The following is an 18,380-nucleotide window of genomic DNA, read 5'->3' on the forward strand; positions in this document are numbered from 1 at the left end:
GCCGGCCACGCTTTTGCTGGCCGGCAGTGCGGGGTTTCTGTCTTTGAAAGGACAAAACCATGGCAAAGCAGCTTGCGTTTGACGACGCTGCCCGCCGGGCCCTCGAGGCCGGCATCGATAAGCTCGCCAACACAGTCAAGGTGACGCTCGGCCCCCGCGGCCGCAACGTCGTCCTGGACAAGAAGTGGGGCGCCCCCACCATCACGAACGACGGCGTCACGATCGCCCGCGAAGTCGAACTGGACGACCCCTACGAGAACCTTGGCGCCCAGCTGGCCAAGGAAGTAGCCACCAAGACCAACGATGTTGCCGGTGACGGCACCACCACCGCCACCGTCCTGGCGCAGGCCCTGGTCAAGGAAGGCCTGCGCAACGTTGCCGCCGGCGCTGCCCCCGGCCAGATCAAGCGCGGCATCGAAGTTTCGGTCGAGGCCGTAGCTGCCCGCCTGCTGGAGAACGCCCGCCCCGTCGAGGGCACCCAGGTTGCCAACGTGGCCGCCATTTCGGCGCAGAGCGACGAGATCGGCGAACTCCTCGCTGAAGCCTTCGGCAAGGTGGGCAAGGATGGCGTCATCACCATCGAAGAGTCCTCCACCACCCAGACCGAACTGGTCCTCACCGAGGGCATGCAGTTCGACAAGGGCTACCTGTCCCCGTACTTCGTCACCGACGCCGAACGCCAGGAAGCTGTCCTTGAGGACGCCCTGATCCTGATCAACCAGGGCAAGATCTCCTCCATCCAGGAATTCCTGCCGCTGCTGGAAAAGGCGTTGCAGAGCTCCAAGCCGCTGTTCATCATTGCCGAGGACGTCGACGGCGAGGCCCTGTCCACGCTGATCGTCAACCGCATCCGCGGCACCCTGAACGTCGTGGCCGTCAAGGCACCCGGCTTCGGTGACCGCCGCAAGGCCATGCTCCAGGACATCGCCACCCTCACCGGCGCACAGGTTGTGTCCCCGGAGCTGGGCCTGAGCCTGGACACCGTTGGCCTGGAGGTGCTGGGTACCGCCCGCCGCATCACCGTCACCAAGGACAACACCACCATCGTCGACGGCGCCGGTTCGGCCGAGGATGTTGCAGGCCGCGTAGCCCAGCTGCGCGCCGAGCTGACCCGCACCGACTCCGACTGGGACCGCGAAAAGCTCCAGGAGCGCCTGGCCAAGCTGGCCGGCGGCATCGGCGTCATCAAGGTGGGGGCTGCCACCGAGGTTGAGCTGAAGGAAAAGAAGCACCGCATCGAGGACGCTGTTTCCTCCACCCGTGCTGCCTTGGAAGAGGGCATCGTGGCCGGTGGCGGCTCGGCACTGATCCACGCCCTCAAGGCCCTGGATGAGGACCCGTCCGTCAAGGCACTCGAAGGCGACGCCGCCGCTGCTGTGGGCATCGTCCGCCGTGCCCTGGTTCAGCCGCTGCGCTGGATCGCCCAGAACGCCGGCTTCGACGGCTACGTCATCACCTCCAAGGTGGCCGACCTGGAAACCAACAACGGTTTCAACGCCAAGTCGGGCGAGTACGAGGACCTGATCGCTGCCGGTGTCATCGACCCCGTCAAGGTCACCCGCGCAGCCCTCCGCAATGCCGCGTCCATCGCCGCACTGGTTCTCACCACCGAGACCCTGGTCGTGGAGAAGCCCGCCGAAGAGGACGAGCACGCAGGCCACAGCCACTAGTCCCCACCGTCTCCCTAACCTCGCTTCGCTCGGTCAGGGAACCCTGACGGCGTGGGCCCACCCACAGGGACCCACGGCAGGCGCCATACAGAAAACCGGCCCAGCATCAGCTGGGCCGGTTTCTTGTGTTCGGACGCTAGGTCGCGGCCATCTCCGCCGTCTCAACCCCGCCCGCGCGTTCGTACACCAGCGACACCGCCCCTTTCGGGTAGCTGCGGGCCGGCTCGGCGAGGCGGTACGACGCAGGAACGGTGCCGGCGTCGAACAGGCGTTTGCCCTGGCCCAGCGTGACCGGGTAAAGCCAGAGGTGGAGGCGGTCCAGTACGTTCGCAGCCAGCAATGAGCGGATCAGGACGCCGCTGCCGAACAGGTGCACCTGCCCGTACTCGTCGCGGAGCCGTCCCGCAGCCCTCTCATCGGGCAGCACCGTGGTTCCGCCCCAGCCCGGGGTGGACGCAGTGCGCGAGACGACGAACTTGGGCACCCGGTTGAGTGCATCCGCAATATCCCCTGACTGGTGGGGCCAGTAAGCCGAAAAGATGTCATAAGTCTTCCGGCCGAGGAGCAGGGCATCCATTCGGCCGATCTCCGCCGCGATGGCCGCGCCGGCCTCGTCGTCGGAGACAGGTGCCTGCCAGCCGCCGAAGGCGAACTCGCCGTAGGTGTCTTCCTCCCGGCCGCCGGGAGCCTGGTAGACGCCGTCGAGGGTGATGAACAGGTTGGCAACGATGAATCCCATGCGTCCAGTCTGGGAGGGCGATTTTGCGCTGTCCAGAGCCGCGGAGCCGGTACGTGGCAGGATGATGCCATGCTGCTTCTTGAGCTCGTCAAAACCTCAGACGCCGTGGCGTCCACCCGGTCCCGGCTTGCGAAGGTCGAGGCGCTTGCGGACCTGCTGCGCCGGCTTGAGCCGGCGGAGATTCCGACGGCGGTGGGCTTGCTGATGGCGAAGCCCCGGCAGGGGCGCGTCGGAGCGGGATGGCGCAGCGTGGCGGCGGCCAAAGCGGAACCGGCCTTGGCGGCAAGCCTCACCGTTGCCGACCTCGATGCTGCGCTGGACAGGCTGCTCGCCACCGCGGGAGCAGGTTCGGCGGCAGGCCGCGCAGCCACGCTCGGGAACCTGATGACGGCCGCGACGGCGGGGGAGCAGGCCTTCATCTCCGGCGTCCTGCTCGGGGAACTGCGCACCGGCGCCCTCGACGGCGTCCTCACGGATGCCGTCGCCCGCGCCGCGGACAGGCCCGTCGCTGCCGTCCGACGCGCGGCGATGCTCTCGGGCGATCTGGGCGGCACCGCCCTGCTCGCCATGACGGGGACCGCAGCCGAGCTTGAAGCGGTGGGCCTCGTCGTCGGCCGCCCTGTGCAGCCGATGCTTGCCGCCACGGCCGCCAGCCCGGGCGAAGCCCTGGAAACCACCGGGGAAGCCTCTGTGGAATACAAGCTCGACGGCGCCCGCATCCAGGTCCACCGGGCCGGCGATGATGTCAGCATCTACACCCGCAACCTCGCCGATGTCACGCACCGGCTCCCGGAGGTGGTGGAACTGGTGCGTGGGCTGCCGGTGCAGGATGTGATCCTCGATGGCGAAACCCTCGCCCTCGACGAGGACGGTGGCCCACGGCCGTTCCAGGAAACCATGTCACGGTTCGGCGCTGATGCAGCGCGGGAAACGGTGCTGCATCCCTGGTTCTTCGACGTGCTGTACCTCGACGGGCAGGACCTGCTCGACGAACCTTTGTCCACCCGCATCGACGCGCTGGAACGGATAGCTCCGGAACACCGGATCCCCGGCCGGATTACGGCAGACCCGGCCGTGGCTGAACGGGTGTCCCGGGCCGCGTTGGCTGCCGGTCACGAGGGCGTGGTGGTGAAGGCCATCGGGTCCGCCTACGCCGCCGGACGGCGGGGATCCAACTGGGTGAAAGTGAAACCGGTGCTCACGTACGACCTGGTGGTGCTTGCCTGTGAATGGGGGTCGGGGCGCCGGACCGGGTTGCTCTCGAACCTGCACCTTGGGGCACTGGACCCTGAAGGGGACTTCGGTGAACCGGGCGGCTACGTGATGGTGGGCAAGACCTTCAAGGGGCTCACCGATGAGCTGCTGCGCTGGCAGACGGAGAAATTCCAGGAACTCGAGGTGCGGCGCACCGCCGGCACCGTATGGGTTGAGCCGGTCACCGTCGTCGAAATAGCGATCGACGGCGTCCAGCAGTCACCGCGCTACCCGGGCGGAATCGCCCTGAGGTTTGCCCGGGTGAAACGCTACCGGGACGATAAATCCCCGGCGGAAGCCGACACCATCCAGACCCTCCGCGCCCTGCTGCGTCCCTAGCGGACGGATGGTTGGTGGGCGGGTCAGTCGCGGGTGCCGCTGCGCTGCCGCCTCAAGTTCCGTGCCGCTGCCGCGGGCCGCCGCTTGGCCACCACCCGGTAGAAAAGAAGGACCGCGACGGCGGCCGCGACGATGCCCACGAGGTTCAGCAACAACTGCAGGGCCGAGCCAGCCGCCTTCGGGAACTCACCCAGGACCAAAGCCACCGCCACATATCCGGCCGCCGGCACGGTGGTCACGGAGATGAAGACCCCGATCAGTGCCGCGGACCGCCGGCCAATGATCGACAGCATTCCCGCGAATCCCGCCAGGATGGCAACGATCAATGAATAGGGGCCGGGATGGTAGATGAATTCGACGGCGGATCCCTTGTCCAGGGCATCGCGGGGGAAGAGGCCCAGCGGGATCGACAGCCAGGCCGTCAAAGCCGCCAGAAGCATGGCGACCGGAAACCCGACGCCCAGGGCAATGGCTGCGCGGCGGCCAAGCTTCCACTGCCGGGTGGCAAGCGAAACGGCCAGGGCGGCCAGCGGCCCGAACTCGGGTCCCACCGCCATGGCACCCACAATCGCGATGGGGGAATCGGTCACAATGCCGATTCCGGCGAGCTGCGTTGCCAGCACCAGGAAGGCGAGGAAGTTCCACGTGAGCCTGGAATCCTCGCCAGTTTGCCCCGTCACGTCGTCCCAGATCATCGCGTCCGCACCGTCCCCCGGTGCGGCGTGCTCCGCCCGGTCAGCATTCCTGGACAGGACGAATTCCGGCGTGGTCATGGCAACGGAGCCCACGTCGCCGATCTTCAGGACCTCAAGCTTCTCCAGGAGTTCCTCCACAGACTCCCTGGCGATCTGGACCTCGATGACGTCACCCGGCGGTACCACGGACGCGCTGGAGATCAATGCGACACCCGCAGTTCCCACCTGGTCCCGGCAGGCCTTCAACGTCACCTCGGACAATTCTCCGGGCACGCAAATCCGCAATTGGACGATCACGCCGGCTCCCTTCCGCACCTGGGCCCAGCTTAGTTCGCGCCGGAGCCCGGATTGGCCCTTCCAAACCCCGGTGCGTAGGCTGGATGCTTTGGCCGGCCGGTGGTGTGAGGGGTTCGAAGTGTCGATGACGGGGATCCGGACGGCACCGGCAACGGCGGGAACCGTCCCCAGCCGCAACCGCAAACCGACCTTCCGGCCCGAGGTCCAGGGACTCCGGGCCCTGGCTGTCCTCATGGTTGTGGCCTACCACGTCTGGCTGGGCCGCGTGTCCGGCGGTGTGGACATCTTCCTGCTGATCTCCGCCTTTCTGCTCACGCTCTCCTTCGTCCGCAAAGCAGAGTCCGGCCAGCCCTTCCGGCTGATGGCGCACTGGCTGCACCTCTTCAAGCGCCTGCTGCCGGCCGCCGTCGTCGTGATCCTCGGGGTGCTGGCCGGCACCTGGCTGATCCTGCCCCAAGGCCGCTGGCCGCAGGTCCTGGACCAAGCCTGGGCATCGCTGTTGTATAGCCAGAACTGGCTGCTGGCAGACGCCGCGGTGGACTATTACGCACAGGACCATGCCGGAGCCAGCCCGCTGCAGCACTTCTGGTCGTTGTCCATCCAGGGGCAGGTCTTCATCCTCTGGCCGCTCATTTTCGCCGCCACCGCCGCGCTCCTGCGGGCCGTCCGCCGGATTCCCCGGCTGGAGCGCACCACCTACCGGGGATTTCTGGCTGTGGTTTTCGGCTCGTTGTTCGCCGCGTCCCTGGCCTATTCCATTGACCAGACCGCCACCAACCAGGCCTACGCATACTTCGATACCGGCGCCAGGCTCTGGGAGTTTGCCCTCGGGTCCCTGCTGGCGCTCGCGTTGCCGTACCTCAGGCCCGGCCGCGCGCTGAGGGTGGTCCTGGGCTGGGCGGGGCTCGCAGGCATGGTGTCATGCGGGTTGCTCCTCACGGTCGACAGGTCCTTTCCCGGCTACGTGGCCCTCTGGCCCACGCTGGCTGCCGCCGCCATCATCGTCGCCGGGCAGTCCGGCAGTCGCTTCGGCGTGGACAGGCTCCTGAGCAGCAGGCCGGCCGTCGCCCTGGGCGACAACTCCTACGCGCTTTACCTCTGGCACTGGCCGGTCCTGGTGCTGGCGCTGGCGGCCACGGGGGTGGAGGCGCCGAACCTCAAGCAGGGCCTCGGCATCGTAGCCGCCGCCGTCGTGCTTGCCATCCTTACCACCCGCTTCGTGGAGAAGCCGTTGCGGGACTGGCACTGGCCCAAGCTCCGCGCCTGGCGTACCGCCGTCGTCATTGTTGCCTGTGGTGCCCTGCTGGCCGGTCCCGTGGCCGTGTGGCAGACATCGCTCACTGCGGAGGAAAGCGCGACGGCGGCACAACCCCGCGAGCTCACGCCGGGTGCGCTGGCGCTCACCCCGGAGAACGAAAACTTGCCGGCTCCGCGCGCGAGGACCATCCCCGGGCCAACGGCATTGGACAACGACTGGGCCGGGATCGACTCGCGCTGCACAGGTTCGAACGCCACCAGCGACCCAATCCTCGAGGGGTGCCGGCAGGAGATTCCGGAGGAACCAGCCACCAAACGCATCGTGGTGCTGGGGGATTCGCATGCCCAGCAGTACCTCGCCGCGCTGGCCCCGGTGGCGGCTGCACGCGGCTGGGAACTGGTGACACTGCTGATGCCCGCATGCCGGTTCGGCGCGGAATCGGACGCCCGGAACGCCGAATGCAACGCCTACAACAGGGCCAGCTCCGCCTACGTCCTGGAACACCTTCCGGACGCTGTCTTCACGGTGGCGACGCTGACCCACGAAGAAGCCCCGTTCGAAACGGAGGTCCCCGGCTACCTTCAGGGAGTCGCTCCGTTTGCCAACGCGGGAATCGAGATCGTGGGCATCCGGGACAACCCCCGGTTCACGTTCAACATGCCCCAATGCGCACAACGCCATGGCGCGGACGCGCCGGCCTGCAATCCGGCACTGGCCGAGTCCCTCGTTGAGCCGTCGCCGCTGGAAAACTACCGCGGCAAGGTGCCGGGCCTGCACCTGATGGACATGAGCGACTTCATCTGCGCCCGGGGCGTCTGCCCAGCCGTGGTGGGTAACGTCTACGTCTACAAGGACGACAACCACCTGACCCGGACGTACGTGGAAACCATGATCCCCATGTTCGAGCAGCGACTACTGGCGGCAACAGGATGGAGCTGAGTGCGGTTGCTCACATTGCGGGCTTGGAATAGGGGGATCGGGCCGGAGGTTCTAATATTTAGTCAACACTTTCTGCCCCAGGAACGCCGTACCCCAACGGTGGTCCCGCAGGATCGTCTGCACAGGCCAGTTCCGTAATTACGGGCTGGTCATCGGCTGCAACCCCTACCCGCCCAGCAACCAAGGTAAGAGGCGCACTCATGACCGAGCCCGAACACAATCCCTTTGGCTTCATTGGCCTGACCTACGACGACGTCCTGCTCCTGCCGGGCCACACCGACGTCATCCCTTCCGACGCTGACACCTCGTCGCGGATCTCCAAGCGGATCAGCGTGCAGACTCCGCTGCTGTCGGCCGCCATGGACACCGTCACCGAGTCCCGTATGGCCATCGCCATGGCCCGCCAGGGTGGCCTGGGCGTGGTGCACCGCAACCTCTCCATTGCCGACCAGGCGGACCAGGTCGACCGGGTCAAGCGGAGTGAGTCGGGAATGATCACCAACCCGCTGACCATCCGCCCCGAGGCCACGCTGCGTGAACTGGATGACCTCTGCGCCCACTACCGCGTTTCGGGCCTCCCCGTGGTGGACGAGGACAACCGCCTGCTGGGCATCGTCACCAACCGTGACACCCGCTTCGTGCCGGAGTCCGATTTCCCGCTGCGGCTGGTCAGTGACGTCATGACCAAGATGCCCCTGGTCACCGGTCACGTGGGCATCAGCCGGGACGAAGCCTCCCACAAGCTGGCCACCAACAAGATCGAAAAGCTCCCGCTCGTGGACGAGCAGGGCCGGCTCAAGGGCCTGATCACCACCAAGGACTTCACCAAGGCCGAGCAGTACCCGCTGGCCACCAAGGACGACGAAGGCCGCCTCCGCGTGGGTGCAGCCATCGGCTTCTTCGGGGACGGCTGGGACCGCGCCATGACCCTGGTGGACGCCGGTGTGGACGCCCTGTTCGTGGACACCGCCAACGGGCACTCCCAGGGTGTGCTGGACATGATCCGCAGGCTGAAGTCCGATCCTGTAGCCGCGCACGTGGACATCATCGGCGGCCAGGCTGCCACCCGCGAGGGCGCCCAGGCACTGATCGACGCCGGCGCCGACGGCATCAAGGTGGGCGTTGGGCCGGGCTCGATCTGCACCACCCGCGTTGTGGCCGGTGTGGGTGTTCCGCAGATCACCGCCATCTACGAGTCCGCCAAGGCTGCCATTCCGGCCGGCGTTCCCCTCATTGCCGACGGCGGCCTGCAGTACTCCGGCGACATCGGCAAGGCCCTGGTGGCCGGTGCCGACACCGTCATGCTCGGCTCCCTGCTCGCCGGCTGCGACGAATCCCCGGGCGAGCTGATCTTCGTCAACGGCAAGCAGTTCAAGTCCTACCGCGGCATGGGCTCCCTGGGTGCCATGCAGTCCCGCGGCAAGAACACGTCCTACTCCAAGGACCGTTACTTCCAGGCCGACGTCTCCGGCGACGACAAGCTGATCCCGGAAGGCATCGAAGGCCGTGTGGCGTACCGTGGACCGCTGTCCTCGGTCGCCTACCAGTTGGTGGGCGGTTTGCGCCAGACCATGTTCTACACCGGCGCTCCGACCATCCCTGAGCTGAAGGCGCGCGGCAAATTTGTGCGGATCACCTCCGCCGGGTTGAAGGAGTCGCACCCGCACGACATTCAGATGACGGTGGAAGCACCGAACTACGGTTCGCGCTGATCCCGGTGGGGTAATGCTGCGGAAGGAGGTGGGGAAATTCCCCACCTCCTTCCGAATTTAATCCCCTATACCGCCGGCTGCAGTTCCGACGTAAGCTCCTCGAGGGTTGGAGGATTGGCGCCCGGCCGGCTGACCGTGATCGCCGCAGCCTTCGATGCTGTCCTGCCCAAGGTTTCCAGGACGGAGGGCGCCAAGCCATCGGTGCTTCGGCAGAGCAGGCCGTAAATCAGGGCTGCCATATAGGAATCGCCGGCCCCGATGGTGTCCGCCACTACCGTTTGAACGGACGGAATCTGCACCCGTGTGGCCGGTGTTGCGAGCAGCGAGCCGGCCGAACCCATGGTGATCACAGCCAGGCCCGCGCCAAGTTCCAGGATCCGCGCCGCGGCGTCCTCGAACGTCAGACCCGGGTAGAGCCACCGGGCATCCTCGTCGCTAAGCTTCAGCACGTCCGCCAGGGGAGCCAGGTCTTCGAAAACAGCGAGCGCCTCCGCGTGGCTGCCCAAGAGTGCGGGGCGGATATTGGGATCGTAGGAAACCAGGCATTCACGGTGCGCCCGTTCCAGGAGGCTCTTGACGGAACCGGCTCCCGGCGCCAGGAAGCTGGCGATCGAGCCGGTGTGCAGCACCTTGGGGAAGTGGGCGGGGTGCACCGGCGGCAGCTCCCAGGAAACATCGAACTCGTAGCTGGCGGACCCGTCCGCGCCCACCGTGGCGGTGGCGGACGCCGTGCGGCCCGGTGATTTTGACCCTGGCAGCAGTGCAACTCCGGCGCTGCCCAGGTGACGCTCGATCAGAGCGCCGCGTTCGTCGTCGCCGATTGAGGTCAGGAGGCTGGTTCGCACACCCAACCGTGCCAGCCCGTATGCCACGTTGGCCGGGGAACCGCCGGGGTGCTCCATCGTGCCTTCGGAGGTGCTGACGACGTCGACGAGTGCTTCGCCAACCACGATGACATCGGGAGTGGAGGTGCTGGCGCCGGAGCCATTGGTGTAGGACATATGAGCAATCTTTCGTGAAGACGGGCGCGGACCTGCCGCCCGGGCAGGCGAGCAGGTCCGCGAACAGGAAGGGAGAGTGAAGGAAAGCGGTCGTACGGGGTCAGGCTGTGGCCGCGCCGGTCATGATGGCCACGGCGTCGGTCATGCTGTGCGACTTCGGGGTGATCGTGGCGGCGCATTTGCCCAGACGCTGGATGTGGATCCTGTCAGCAACGTCGAACACGTGCGGCATGTTGTGGCTGATCAGGATGACCGGAAGACCGCGGTCCCGGAGATCCCGGACCAGCTGGAGGACTTGGTTGGACTCTCTCACGCCGAGCGCCGCGGTCGGCTCGTCCAGCACTACTACCTTGGAACCGAACGCTGCTGCCCTCGCCACGGCCACGGCCTGACGCTGGCCGCCGGAAAGGTTCTCGACCGGGACGGTGACATCCTGGAGGGTCGAAATTCCGAGTCGGGTGAGCTCCTCCTTCGCCTTTCGCCGCATGCCCTTGGTGTCCAGGACCCTGAAGATGGACCCGAGCGGGCCGGCCACCCGTTCTTCCCGGCCCCAGGAACAGGTTCGACGCCACGTCCAGGGCGGGCGAGACGGCAAGGTTCTGGTAGACCGTTTCGATTCCATGCGCACGGGCATCCTGCGGACGCTTGAAGTGCACTGGCTGGCCGGAAACCAGGAGCTCGCCCGAGTCCGGAACCTCGGCACCGGTGAGGCACTTAATGAGGGTGGACTTGCCGGCGCCGTTGTCGCCGATGATGGCCAGCACCTCGCCCGGGTACAGGTCAAGGCTGACACCGTCCAGGCCAACCACCTTGCCGAAAGTCTTGACGAGGTTCCGCGCCTGGAGGATTGGCTGCCGGGTTTCGGTCTCGGGGGATTCAAGCCCGGTGGAGGTCATGACTTCACCTTTCGGATCCACTGGTCGATCGACACAGCGATGATGATGAGGACGCCGACGGCAAGCGTCTGGAACAGTACGTCCAGGCCGGCCAGGGAAAGCCCGTTGCGGAAGACGCCCACGATCAGGGCACCGAGGAGGGAGCCCCAGACTGAACCGCGGCCGCCGAAGAGGCTGGTTCCACCGATCACGACGGCGGTGATGGAGTCCAGGTTCAGGTCCACACCCGCATTGGGGCTTGCTGCGTTGGTGCGCCCGATCTGGATCCACGCGCCCATTGCGAGGACGGCGCCCGCTGCCAGATACACGCTCATCAGGACGCGGTTCACGGGGATGCCCGCCAGGCGGGCCGCTTCCTTGTCATCGCCGACTGCGTAAACGTGGCGTCCCCAAGCGGTCTTGCCCAGGATGAATGCGATCGCAACATACAGCAGGAGCATCATCAGCACGCCCGTGGAGATCCTGACCGGGCCCACCGGGAAGGTGCTGCCCATCCAGGTGAGCAGACCCGGCATGCTGGAGCCACGGACGGTGGAGCCGCCGGAGTACAGCAGGGTCAGGGCGATGAAGATGTTCAATGTTCCCAGCGTGACGATGAACGGTGGGAGTTTGAACCGTGTCACCAGGAAGCCGTTGAGCGCCCCGGCGCCGAGCCCGACAACGAGTCCCGCCAGCAGCGCCAGCGGCGCCGGCATCCCGTTGTTCACCGACAGTTGGGCCACCACCATGGAGGCCAGAATCATCACCGCGCCCACGGACAGGTCGATGCCCGCAGTGAGGATGATGAGTGTTTGCGCGATGGCCAGGGTTCCGACGACGGAAACCTGCTGGGTGATCAGGGAAAGGTTCTCGAACCGCAGGAAGCGGTCGTTGAGGAGGCCAAACACCACCACCGCGACCAGCAGCACGATCGCCGGGCTCAGTGCCGGGTAGCGGTGCAGCACATTGCGGATGCGGCCAAGGGGAGTTTGGCGATCGAGGAATTCCTCGGCCAAGTCGGTGGGCCCGGTAACCGGCGGCCCTGCGGTTTGTTGCTGGGTCATCGTTGCTCCTGTCGCAGTTCCGGCTTACTTGCCCCAGCAGATCTGGGTAGCGTCCGTGGTCGTAATGCTCTTGACGCTGTCAGCTGCCTTGTCGGTGACCAGTTCCACGCCGGTGTTGTAGAAGTCGAGGCCCGGAGAGTTTTCCGGCTTCTTGCCGGTCTTGGCCAGTTCCACGATTGCCTTGACTCCGAGTTCGGCCATCTTTACCGGGTACTGCTGGGCAGTAGCGCCAATGACGCCGGACTTGACGTTGTTCACACCGGCGCAACCGCCGTCGACCGAAACCACCAGGACGTCCTTTTCCTTGCCGGCCGACTTCAGTGCTTCGAAGGCGCCGGCGGCTGCGGGTTCGTTGATGGTGTAGACAACGTTGATGTTCGGGTTCTTGGAGAGCAGCGTTTCCATGGCGGTGCGTCCGCCGTCTTCGGCGCCCTGGGAGGCGTGGTTGCCAACAATTTCGTACTCGCCACCCTTGCCGCCGGTGTACTTGCCGGTCTTGGCTTCGTCGCCGTTCTTCTTCTTGTCGGCGGTGTCGATGCCCAGGCCGGTCAGGAAACCTTGGTCGCGGTTGTAATCAACGGAGACAACCTTGTCGTCGAAGAGGTCGATCAGCGCGATGGTGGCCTTCTTGCCGCCAAGCTGGGCAGCGGTCCACTTGCCGATCAGCTCGCCGGCGGCGAAGTTGTCGGTGGCGAAGGTGATGTCGGCGGCGTCGGCGGGGTCCGGCGGCGTGTCCAGGGCTATCACGAACAAGCCGGCGTCCTTGGCTTTCTTCAGGGCATCGACGACGGACGGACCGTTAGGCGTGATCAGGATGCCTTTGTCGCCCTTGGAGATGGCGTTCTCAATCGCTTGGATCTGGGTGTCCTCGTCTCCGTCGGCTTTTCCGGCCGCAAGCTTGAGGTCGACGCCGTCCGTTGCGGCCGCCTTCTTCGCGCCGTCCTGCATGGAGACGAAGAACGGGTTCGACGTGGTCTTCACGATCAGAGAGACACCAATTTTTTCCGACGAGGCACCGTCGGTGGATCCGGTTGCGGAAGAGTTGCCTCCGCAGGCCGAGAGGCTCATGGCGCCCACGGTCAGGACTGCACCAATGGCGAGCGAACGAATGGCGGCCTGCCGCGGGGTCTTGGAACTCAACATTGAATCTCCTGGTTTCAGGGCACTTACCGTGCCTGACAACGATGTCATCGCTCATGTAATCAACGTCACAGGGTAGAGTCAAGTGTGAATTGATGATGAAGAGCGAGGTATTGACAACGATGTCTAATCGTTACCAGTCCGAGGTCAGCATGAACCGACCCACCATGCGCCATGTGGCAGCCTTGGCTGGCGTCGGGATCAAGACTGTTTCCCGGGTGATGAATGACGAGCCCGGCGTTTCCGCGGCGACGCGCCAGCGTGTCCTGGGAGCTTCCCAGCAGTTGAACTACCAACTGGACATGGCAGCGGGGAGCCTGCGCCGCGCCGGCCGAAAGACCTTGTCCATCGGGTTGCTGCTGCCCAGCGTTGCCAACCCTTTCAGCAGCGAAATCCATCGCGCACTGGAAGACGCCCTCGCCGAGCGCGGAATCGCCGTGTTTGCTGCAAGCCTCGACGACGACGCCGAGCGGGAGAAAGCCCTGGTGGGAGCGTTCCTCGGGCGCAGGGTGGATGGAATGGTCCTGACACCCATTGCCAGGAGCCAGGCCTACGTGATCCCCGAGCACTCGCGGGACCTGCCCCTCGTCTTCATCGACCGCGAGCCGGCCGGAATCGAGGCCGACGCCGTGGTAACTGACAACGCTGCCGGCTCTGCCCGTGCTGCGGCCCACCTCCTCAAGCACGGCCATACGAAACTTGCCTACCTGGGGGACCGCCCTGATATCCAGACTGCCCGCGATCGCCGCAGGGGCTTCGTGGAGGAACTCGGCAGGGCCGGCGTTGCCACGGCTTCTGTTCCGCTTCGCGATGGCCTGCACGACGAAGAATCAGCGCGGCTCGCTGCCCACGAACTCCTTGCGTCCGACAACCCGCCTACTGCCATCTTCTCCAGCCAGAACCTCGTGACGTTCGGCGTTATGAGGGCACTGCGTGAAAGGGGAGCCAGCCACCGGGTGGCGTTGGTGGGCTTCGACGACTTCACGCTCGCCGACATGATGGAACCGGGCATTACCGTCATTGCACAGCATCCTGACCGGATCGGGAAACTCGCCGCTGAGCGGTTGCTCGCCCGCATGGACGGCGACGACAGCGCCCCCCGGACGTATGTCGTCCCCTCGGAACTGATCGTGCGCGGCTCGGGCGAGCTGCCGCCCTCGAACTGACCCACCACAGAAAGAAGGAAACCCATGGCCAAAACACTGTATGCAGAATTCACCGTCAAGCCCGGAAGCGAAGAACGCGTCGCGGAGATGATGCGGGAACTGACTGAGCGCGTGCGCCGCGAGCCGGGCAACGAACATTTCCTCCCCTATACCCGGGAGTCCAACCCGCGTGAATACTTCGTGTTCGAGGTGTACCGGGACGACGACGCTTTCCAGGAGCACATCACCGCCGACTACGGAGCCACATTCAATGCCGAGCTGGCACGGCACATCGAAGAGGACGGCTCGGTCCTGACCTGGCTGCAACCGGCGGACTAGTTTCGACTTGGGGCGTCAGCAGGATCACCCACCGTGACGCCGGCGGCTGGACTTGCTGAAACCTGCTTGCTCAGCCGCCCTCGGCGAACAGCGCTACCTCCTTTGCTCCTTCCGCGCTCTAGGCTTGAGGCATGCCTCCATCACGCCATCCGGCGGAACTGAGTCCCAAGCGGGAACCCCAACGGCGGCTTGCCATACGGCCCTACGCCCGCGCGGTTGCCCAGGTCCTGCGGGTCAGTTTCCGGGCGTCCCCGGGCGCGGTGATCATGAAGGTGCTCGGCTCGCTGATTTCGGCCGTCCTTCCCCTGGTCACCACCTATTTTGCGTCCCTCACCACCACAGCACTGGCGGCGGCATATGCCGGCGACGCCGGAGCGGGGCGCCTTGCGATCGTCTACGTCGTAGTCACCGCTGCCCTGGGACTCTTTTGGGGCGCCTTCAACAGCGTTGACCGCTACATCCAGCAACTCATGAGCTTCAAGGTGGGCGCCATCGTGGGCGACCAGATGTACGAGCGCTTCCTTGCGCTGGAATTCTGGCGCTACGACGACAAGGAAACCGTGGACCTCTACGACCGGGCCAAGAGGTTCTCGGATTCGTACGCCCGCGTCCTGGACCGGATTGCCGCGATCTTCACGCAGCTGGTCTCGGTCATCCTGGCTATCGGTGCCCTGCTGCTGGTCAGCTGGTGGATCGCCGTCATCGTGCTGGTGGCCATCGTGCCCAGTGTGTACCTGCAGTTCAAGCTCTCCAGGGAGCAGATTGCGCACTGGAACACACAGGTGGATTCACGCCGCCAGCGGCGCATGATCGAAACCAACCTGCTTCGCCCGCAGCACATCGCAGAGATGCGGCTCTACGGCATTGTCGGCTTCCTCATGGACCTTCGTTCCCGCCTGCGCGACGCGGACGAGCGGCGGCGGCTCGATTACCAGCGGCGCTACATCCCCAGGCAACTGGCCGCGGACGCACTGCAATACGGTGCCGAGGTGGTCTCGCTGATCTGGGTGGTGGGACAGGTCATCGTCCGGGCCCAGCCCGTGGGCCAGTTCCTCTACGTCCAGCAGATCGTCAGCCGTGCTTTGTCCACCGCCAACAATTTGGTGTCCTCCCTAAGTTCCATTGACGAAGACCTGGCCAACCTCACGGACTACGAGACCTTCATGGGAATGCCCGTGCACTCGGAACATGCACCGCCGCTGTTGGAGGCCCCGCAGGAAGTTGAACTGAAGGACATCCGGTTTACGTACACGGGCAGCGATATCGAGGTCATCCGTGGCATCAGCCTCACCATCAGGCGGGGCCAGCACATCGCCATCGTGGGGGAAAACGGCGCCGGCAAGTCCACGCTGATCCGCATCCTCGCCGGCCTCTACAGCCCGGACTCCGGACAGGTGCTGCTCGACGGCGTGGATCTCGCCGCCGTCGATGTCACCTCCTGGCACCGGCACCTGGCAGTCCTCAGCCAGGAGTTCCTCAAATATGAGTTCGCCACGGCCGCGGAGAACATCTACTTCGGTGACGTCGACAGCCGGCGCGACGAGAGCCGCATCCGGCGGGCGGCAGCAGACGCCGAAGCTTTGGAGTTCATCAACAAGCTGCCCAACGGCCTGGACAACCACGTCAGCAACTGGATGGAAGACCCGCGCGGGCGTAAGGGCAGCGGCCTCTCCGGCGGCCAATGGCAACGGCTGGCCATGGCCAGGAACTTCTACCGTGACGCATCATTCATGGTGATGGACGAACCCACGTCCGCCATCGACGCCCTTGCCGAGCACAGGATCTTCACGCGCCTTTTCGCGGACCGCAGCAGCACCATCATTGCCATCAGCCATCGGCTGGCCACCATCGAGAAGGCCGACGTCGTGTACATGCTGGAGGACGGCAGGATCGTCGAGCAGGGCACGCACAAAGAACTGGTGGCCCTGCGCGGCAGGTACTTCAGGATGTTTGAATCCCAGTTGACTGTCGAGGAACCCACCGGAATCTAGGCCTCCACCACGGTGGTGCGAACGCGCGCCAGGCTGGGCCGGGGCGGGACGCTGCTGAACCCGAACGTAACGGCAGGCCGGATGGGAGCCAGCGTCCCGGCGTCGGCCCCTTCCCAGCTGACGACGGCGGAGGTGACGTGGTGCAGGTCGCTCACCCCGTAATACTCCGCCCTTCCGCTTCCCGCCGTGCCGTAGGTGCGGGCTCCGGGTGCCGCCAACGCGGCGAGCGGATTGACGGCGGAAAGCCAGCGCGGGTGCACCGCGAGGCGCCGCGGCACGGCCCGCAAAGCTGATCCCAGGAAAGTCCTCGCTCCGGTGACGGCCTGGATTGCCAAGGGACCGGCGTCGACCCTTAGTGCCCGGGCACCCAGGACGGCGGAAACGTCAACCACCCGCACCTCATCGAAGGTGTAGGTGGCCGCGATGAACTCTGCCACGTCCCGTCGGGACGCCAACAGAACCCGATGCCCTGAGGGTTGCTGCACCATGACATCGGCGAACGAACCGAAGGGGGAGTCCTGCCAGATGCCCACTACGGTGCGGAGCCCGGATGCGGTGCCAATACCCGCGATATGCCCGTCGAACATCCAGCGCCTGCCCATCACAATCCTGCGGCTGACCGGTTGTCAGAGCGGGCCGTAGGCGGCATTGCCATGAGGATCGCGCCAGAGAGCCAAATCCGCTTCAACTGCCCTGCGAAGCTCCGGGTTGGTTTGCACCCGGTGCCGGAACGACTGCCGGGCCCTTCCCATGACCGTTGACGGGACCACGATGCATGCGACCAGGAGAAGCAGGATGAGTACGAAGGCCCCCACGAGTGTTTGTACCGCACCACTGCCCTTGGCCGTGGCCGAGGGCAGATAGAGGACCATGATCGCGCCCAGCGCGACTGCGAGCACGGACACCATGGCGACGCCACCACGGGCGGATCCCGGGCCGCGGCTGATCAGGACCCTGTCTGTGTTGGGCAGGGTGGCCCGGGCCCGCTGCCATCCAAAGAAGCCCAAAAGCATCAGGACCGCTCCCAGCGGGACCAGGACGAGCACTGCGGCAGTGTTCCCCGACGTGACGGAGAAGAAGATGCCCGCCAGAGCCAAGACGGGGCCGCCGGCGATTGCGCTGCTCCAGCCGGCGGCGCGGGTCCCTTGGGCGTCGGCCAGTTGGCGCAGCCGGGACGGAGCATTTGCCGGGCTGATCCCGGCCAGTTCCGGGGACAGCCAGTGGTCGAGGGAGTGGACGGGCGCGCCGGCGGGAAATGGAACGTGGTGTGTCATGCCGGAAGCAGGCCCAGTCCCTGGCGCATCCGGTCTTCCAGGTCCTCCGGGCCCAGCGGCGCGGGTGCAGGCTGTGGTTCGTCACCGGTGACGATTTCAAGGGATCCATCCGGCGCTGCCTTGACATGGACGGAGTGGAAGGTGCCGTCCGCAAGATGGCGGCGGAGCGTGCCGGCAGCGGGCCGTCCGTCCGGGGCCGTTCCGAGATAATAGCGGACCATTTCGATTGCCGTGGTGAACATTCCGTCCGCGTTGGTCACGGGGCGCAGTTCATGGACACCGTACTTGCTGAGGCTTAGGATCAAGGCCCCATTACCCGAGCCGAACAGGAAATAGACGTGTTCGGCTTCGGGCGTCACCAGCGCAACCTCCAGCCATGCGTCGGCGTCCGCCAGGACCCCTGCCACGCCAGTGGCCAGGCCAGCCGGCACCAGGCTCTCCGCTTCGACCGTCATGAGCCCTCGTTCCAGGAGCGTGGCTACCCCCGCCTGCTCGAGTGGTGCACCGGCAGCGTGGTCAAGCCTGAAGAGGCTCTGGCATTTCAGCGCTCCAGCCGTTCCGGCCAGGGCGATCAGGGCGATGAGCTCATGTTCGGTGATGAGCAGGGGTGCGTCTTCTTGAGTAGTCACGGCAGCCTTAGGGTCGTCA

15 protein-coding genes and 1 pseudogene are annotated in these 18,380 nt (G+C 65.7%); 7 read left to right on the forward strand and 9 right to left on the reverse strand.

The features are described 5' to 3' along the window. Positions 1-59 precede the first annotated feature (59 nt). The gene (gene groL, locus QF050_RS10305) at positions 60-1,670 is read left to right on the forward strand and encodes a chaperonin GroEL (RefSeq protein WP_308930344.1); all 1,611 of its coding nucleotides are present in this window, start codon (positions 60-62) and stop codon (positions 1,668-1,670) included. Between the two features lie 136 nt (positions 1,671-1,806). Here the strand turns inward: groL and QF050_RS10310 are convergent, their stop codons facing one another. Continuing rightward, positions 1,807-2,409, reverse strand: a complete 603-nt coding sequence (locus tag QF050_RS10310; RefSeq protein WP_308930345.1) for a dihydrofolate reductase family protein — start codon at positions 2,407-2,409, stop codon at positions 1,807-1,809. A 69-nt stretch (positions 2,410-2,478) separates the two neighbouring features. On the opposite strand from QF050_RS10310, the gene QF050_RS10315 reads away from it, so the two are divergent. Further along, on the forward strand, positions 2,479-4,002 hold the full coding sequence (locus QF050_RS10315; RefSeq protein ID WP_308930346.1) for an ATP-dependent DNA ligase: 1,524 nt from the start codon (positions 2,479-2,481) through the stop codon (positions 4,000-4,002). Positions 4,003-4,025: 23 nt separating this feature from the next. On the opposite strand, the gene QF050_RS10320 is transcribed toward QF050_RS10315, so the two are convergent. Then, entirely contained in the window at positions 4,026-4,994 is a 969-nt protein-coding gene (locus QF050_RS10320; protein WP_308930347.1) for a DUF389 domain-containing protein, read from the reverse strand. A gap of 124 nt (positions 4,995-5,118) precedes the next feature. Here QF050_RS10320 and QF050_RS10325 point away from each other — a divergent pair, with 124 nt between their 5' ends. Together QF050_RS10325 and guaB are read left to right on the forward strand one after the other, a co-directional pair. Continuing rightward, positions 5,119-7,191 carry an acyltransferase family protein gene (locus QF050_RS10325; RefSeq protein ID WP_308932144.1) on the forward strand — a complete coding sequence of 691 codons (2,073 nt, stop codon included), beginning with the start codon at positions 5,119-5,121 and terminating at the stop codon, positions 7,189-7,191. Positions 7,192-7,391: 200 nt separating this feature from the next. Then, positions 7,392-8,903, forward strand: coding sequence for an IMP dehydrogenase (gene guaB / locus QF050_RS10330; RefSeq protein WP_308930348.1), 1,512 nt, complete (start codon positions 7,392-7,394; stop codon positions 8,901-8,903). A 65-nt stretch (positions 8,904-8,968) separates the two neighbouring features. Here the strand turns inward: guaB and QF050_RS10335 are convergent, their stop codons facing one another. From QF050_RS10335 to QF050_RS10350, 4 genes and pseudogenes are all read right to left on the reverse strand, one after another. Beyond that, positions 8,969-9,904 carry a carbohydrate kinase gene (locus QF050_RS10335; protein WP_308930349.1) on the reverse strand — a complete coding sequence of 312 codons (936 nt, stop codon included), beginning with the start codon at positions 9,902-9,904 and terminating at the stop codon, positions 8,969-8,971. 100 nt (positions 9,905-10,004) lie between these two features. After that, positions 10,005-10,800: pseudogene (locus QF050_RS10340) on the reverse strand (ATP-binding cassette domain-containing protein). Next, positions 10,797-11,843 (reverse strand): ABC transporter permease, encoded by a 1,047-nt coding sequence (locus QF050_RS10345; RefSeq protein WP_308930350.1) that lies wholly within the window; start codon positions 11,841-11,843, stop codon positions 10,797-10,799. The pseudogene QF050_RS10340 and the gene QF050_RS10345 overlap by 4 nt, the downstream one beginning before the upstream one ends. 24 nt (positions 11,844-11,867) lie before the next feature. After that, positions 11,868-12,986: a substrate-binding domain-containing protein gene (locus QF050_RS10350; protein WP_308930351.1), complete on the reverse strand. Its 1,119-nt coding sequence runs from the start codon at positions 12,984-12,986 to the stop codon at positions 11,868-11,870. A 164-nt stretch (positions 12,987-13,150) separates the two neighbouring features. Between QF050_RS10350 and QF050_RS10355 the strand changes: the two genes are divergently transcribed. From QF050_RS10355 to QF050_RS10365, 3 genes are all read left to right on the forward strand, one after another. Further along, entirely contained in the window at positions 13,151-14,149 is a 999-nt protein-coding gene (locus QF050_RS10355) for a LacI family DNA-binding transcriptional regulator (protein WP_308932145.1), read from the forward strand. A 24-nt stretch (positions 14,150-14,173) separates the two neighbouring features. Beyond that, complete coding sequence (locus QF050_RS10360; RefSeq protein WP_308930352.1) at positions 14,174-14,467, forward strand: antibiotic biosynthesis monooxygenase; 294 nt, start codon at positions 14,174-14,176, stop codon at positions 14,465-14,467. A gap of 131 nt (positions 14,468-14,598) precedes the next feature. Continuing rightward, the gene (locus tag QF050_RS10365) at positions 14,599-16,458 is read left to right on the forward strand and encodes an ABC transporter ATP-binding protein (protein ID WP_308930353.1); all 1,860 of its coding nucleotides are present in this window, start codon (positions 14,599-14,601) and stop codon (positions 16,456-16,458) included. Here QF050_RS10365 and QF050_RS10370 read toward each other — a convergent pair. From QF050_RS10370 to QF050_RS10380, 3 genes are read right to left on the reverse strand one after another with little or no spacing between them, the layout of a single operon-like run. After that, the gene (locus QF050_RS10370) at positions 16,455-17,060 is read right to left on the reverse strand and encodes a hypothetical protein (protein ID WP_308930354.1); all 606 of its coding nucleotides are present in this window, start codon (positions 17,058-17,060) and stop codon (positions 16,455-16,457) included. The genes QF050_RS10365 and QF050_RS10370 overlap by 4 nt on opposite strands. A 24-nt stretch (positions 17,061-17,084) precedes the next feature. Continuing rightward, positions 17,085-17,732 carry a hypothetical protein gene (locus tag QF050_RS10375; RefSeq protein ID WP_308930355.1) on the reverse strand — a complete coding sequence of 216 codons (648 nt, stop codon included), beginning with the start codon at positions 17,730-17,732 and terminating at the stop codon, positions 17,085-17,087. Beyond that, positions 17,729-18,361 carry a hypothetical protein gene (locus QF050_RS10380; RefSeq protein WP_308930356.1) on the reverse strand — a complete coding sequence of 211 codons (633 nt, stop codon included), beginning with the start codon at positions 18,359-18,361 and terminating at the stop codon, positions 17,729-17,731. The genes QF050_RS10375 and QF050_RS10380 overlap by 4 nt, the downstream gene beginning before the upstream one ends. Positions 18,362-18,380: the final 19 nt, after the last annotated feature.

Origin of the sequence: Arthrobacter sp. SLBN-112 (assembly GCF_030944625.1) — a bacterium.
Taxonomy (GTDB): Bacteria; Actinomycetota; Actinomycetes; order Actinomycetales; family Micrococcaceae; genus Arthrobacter.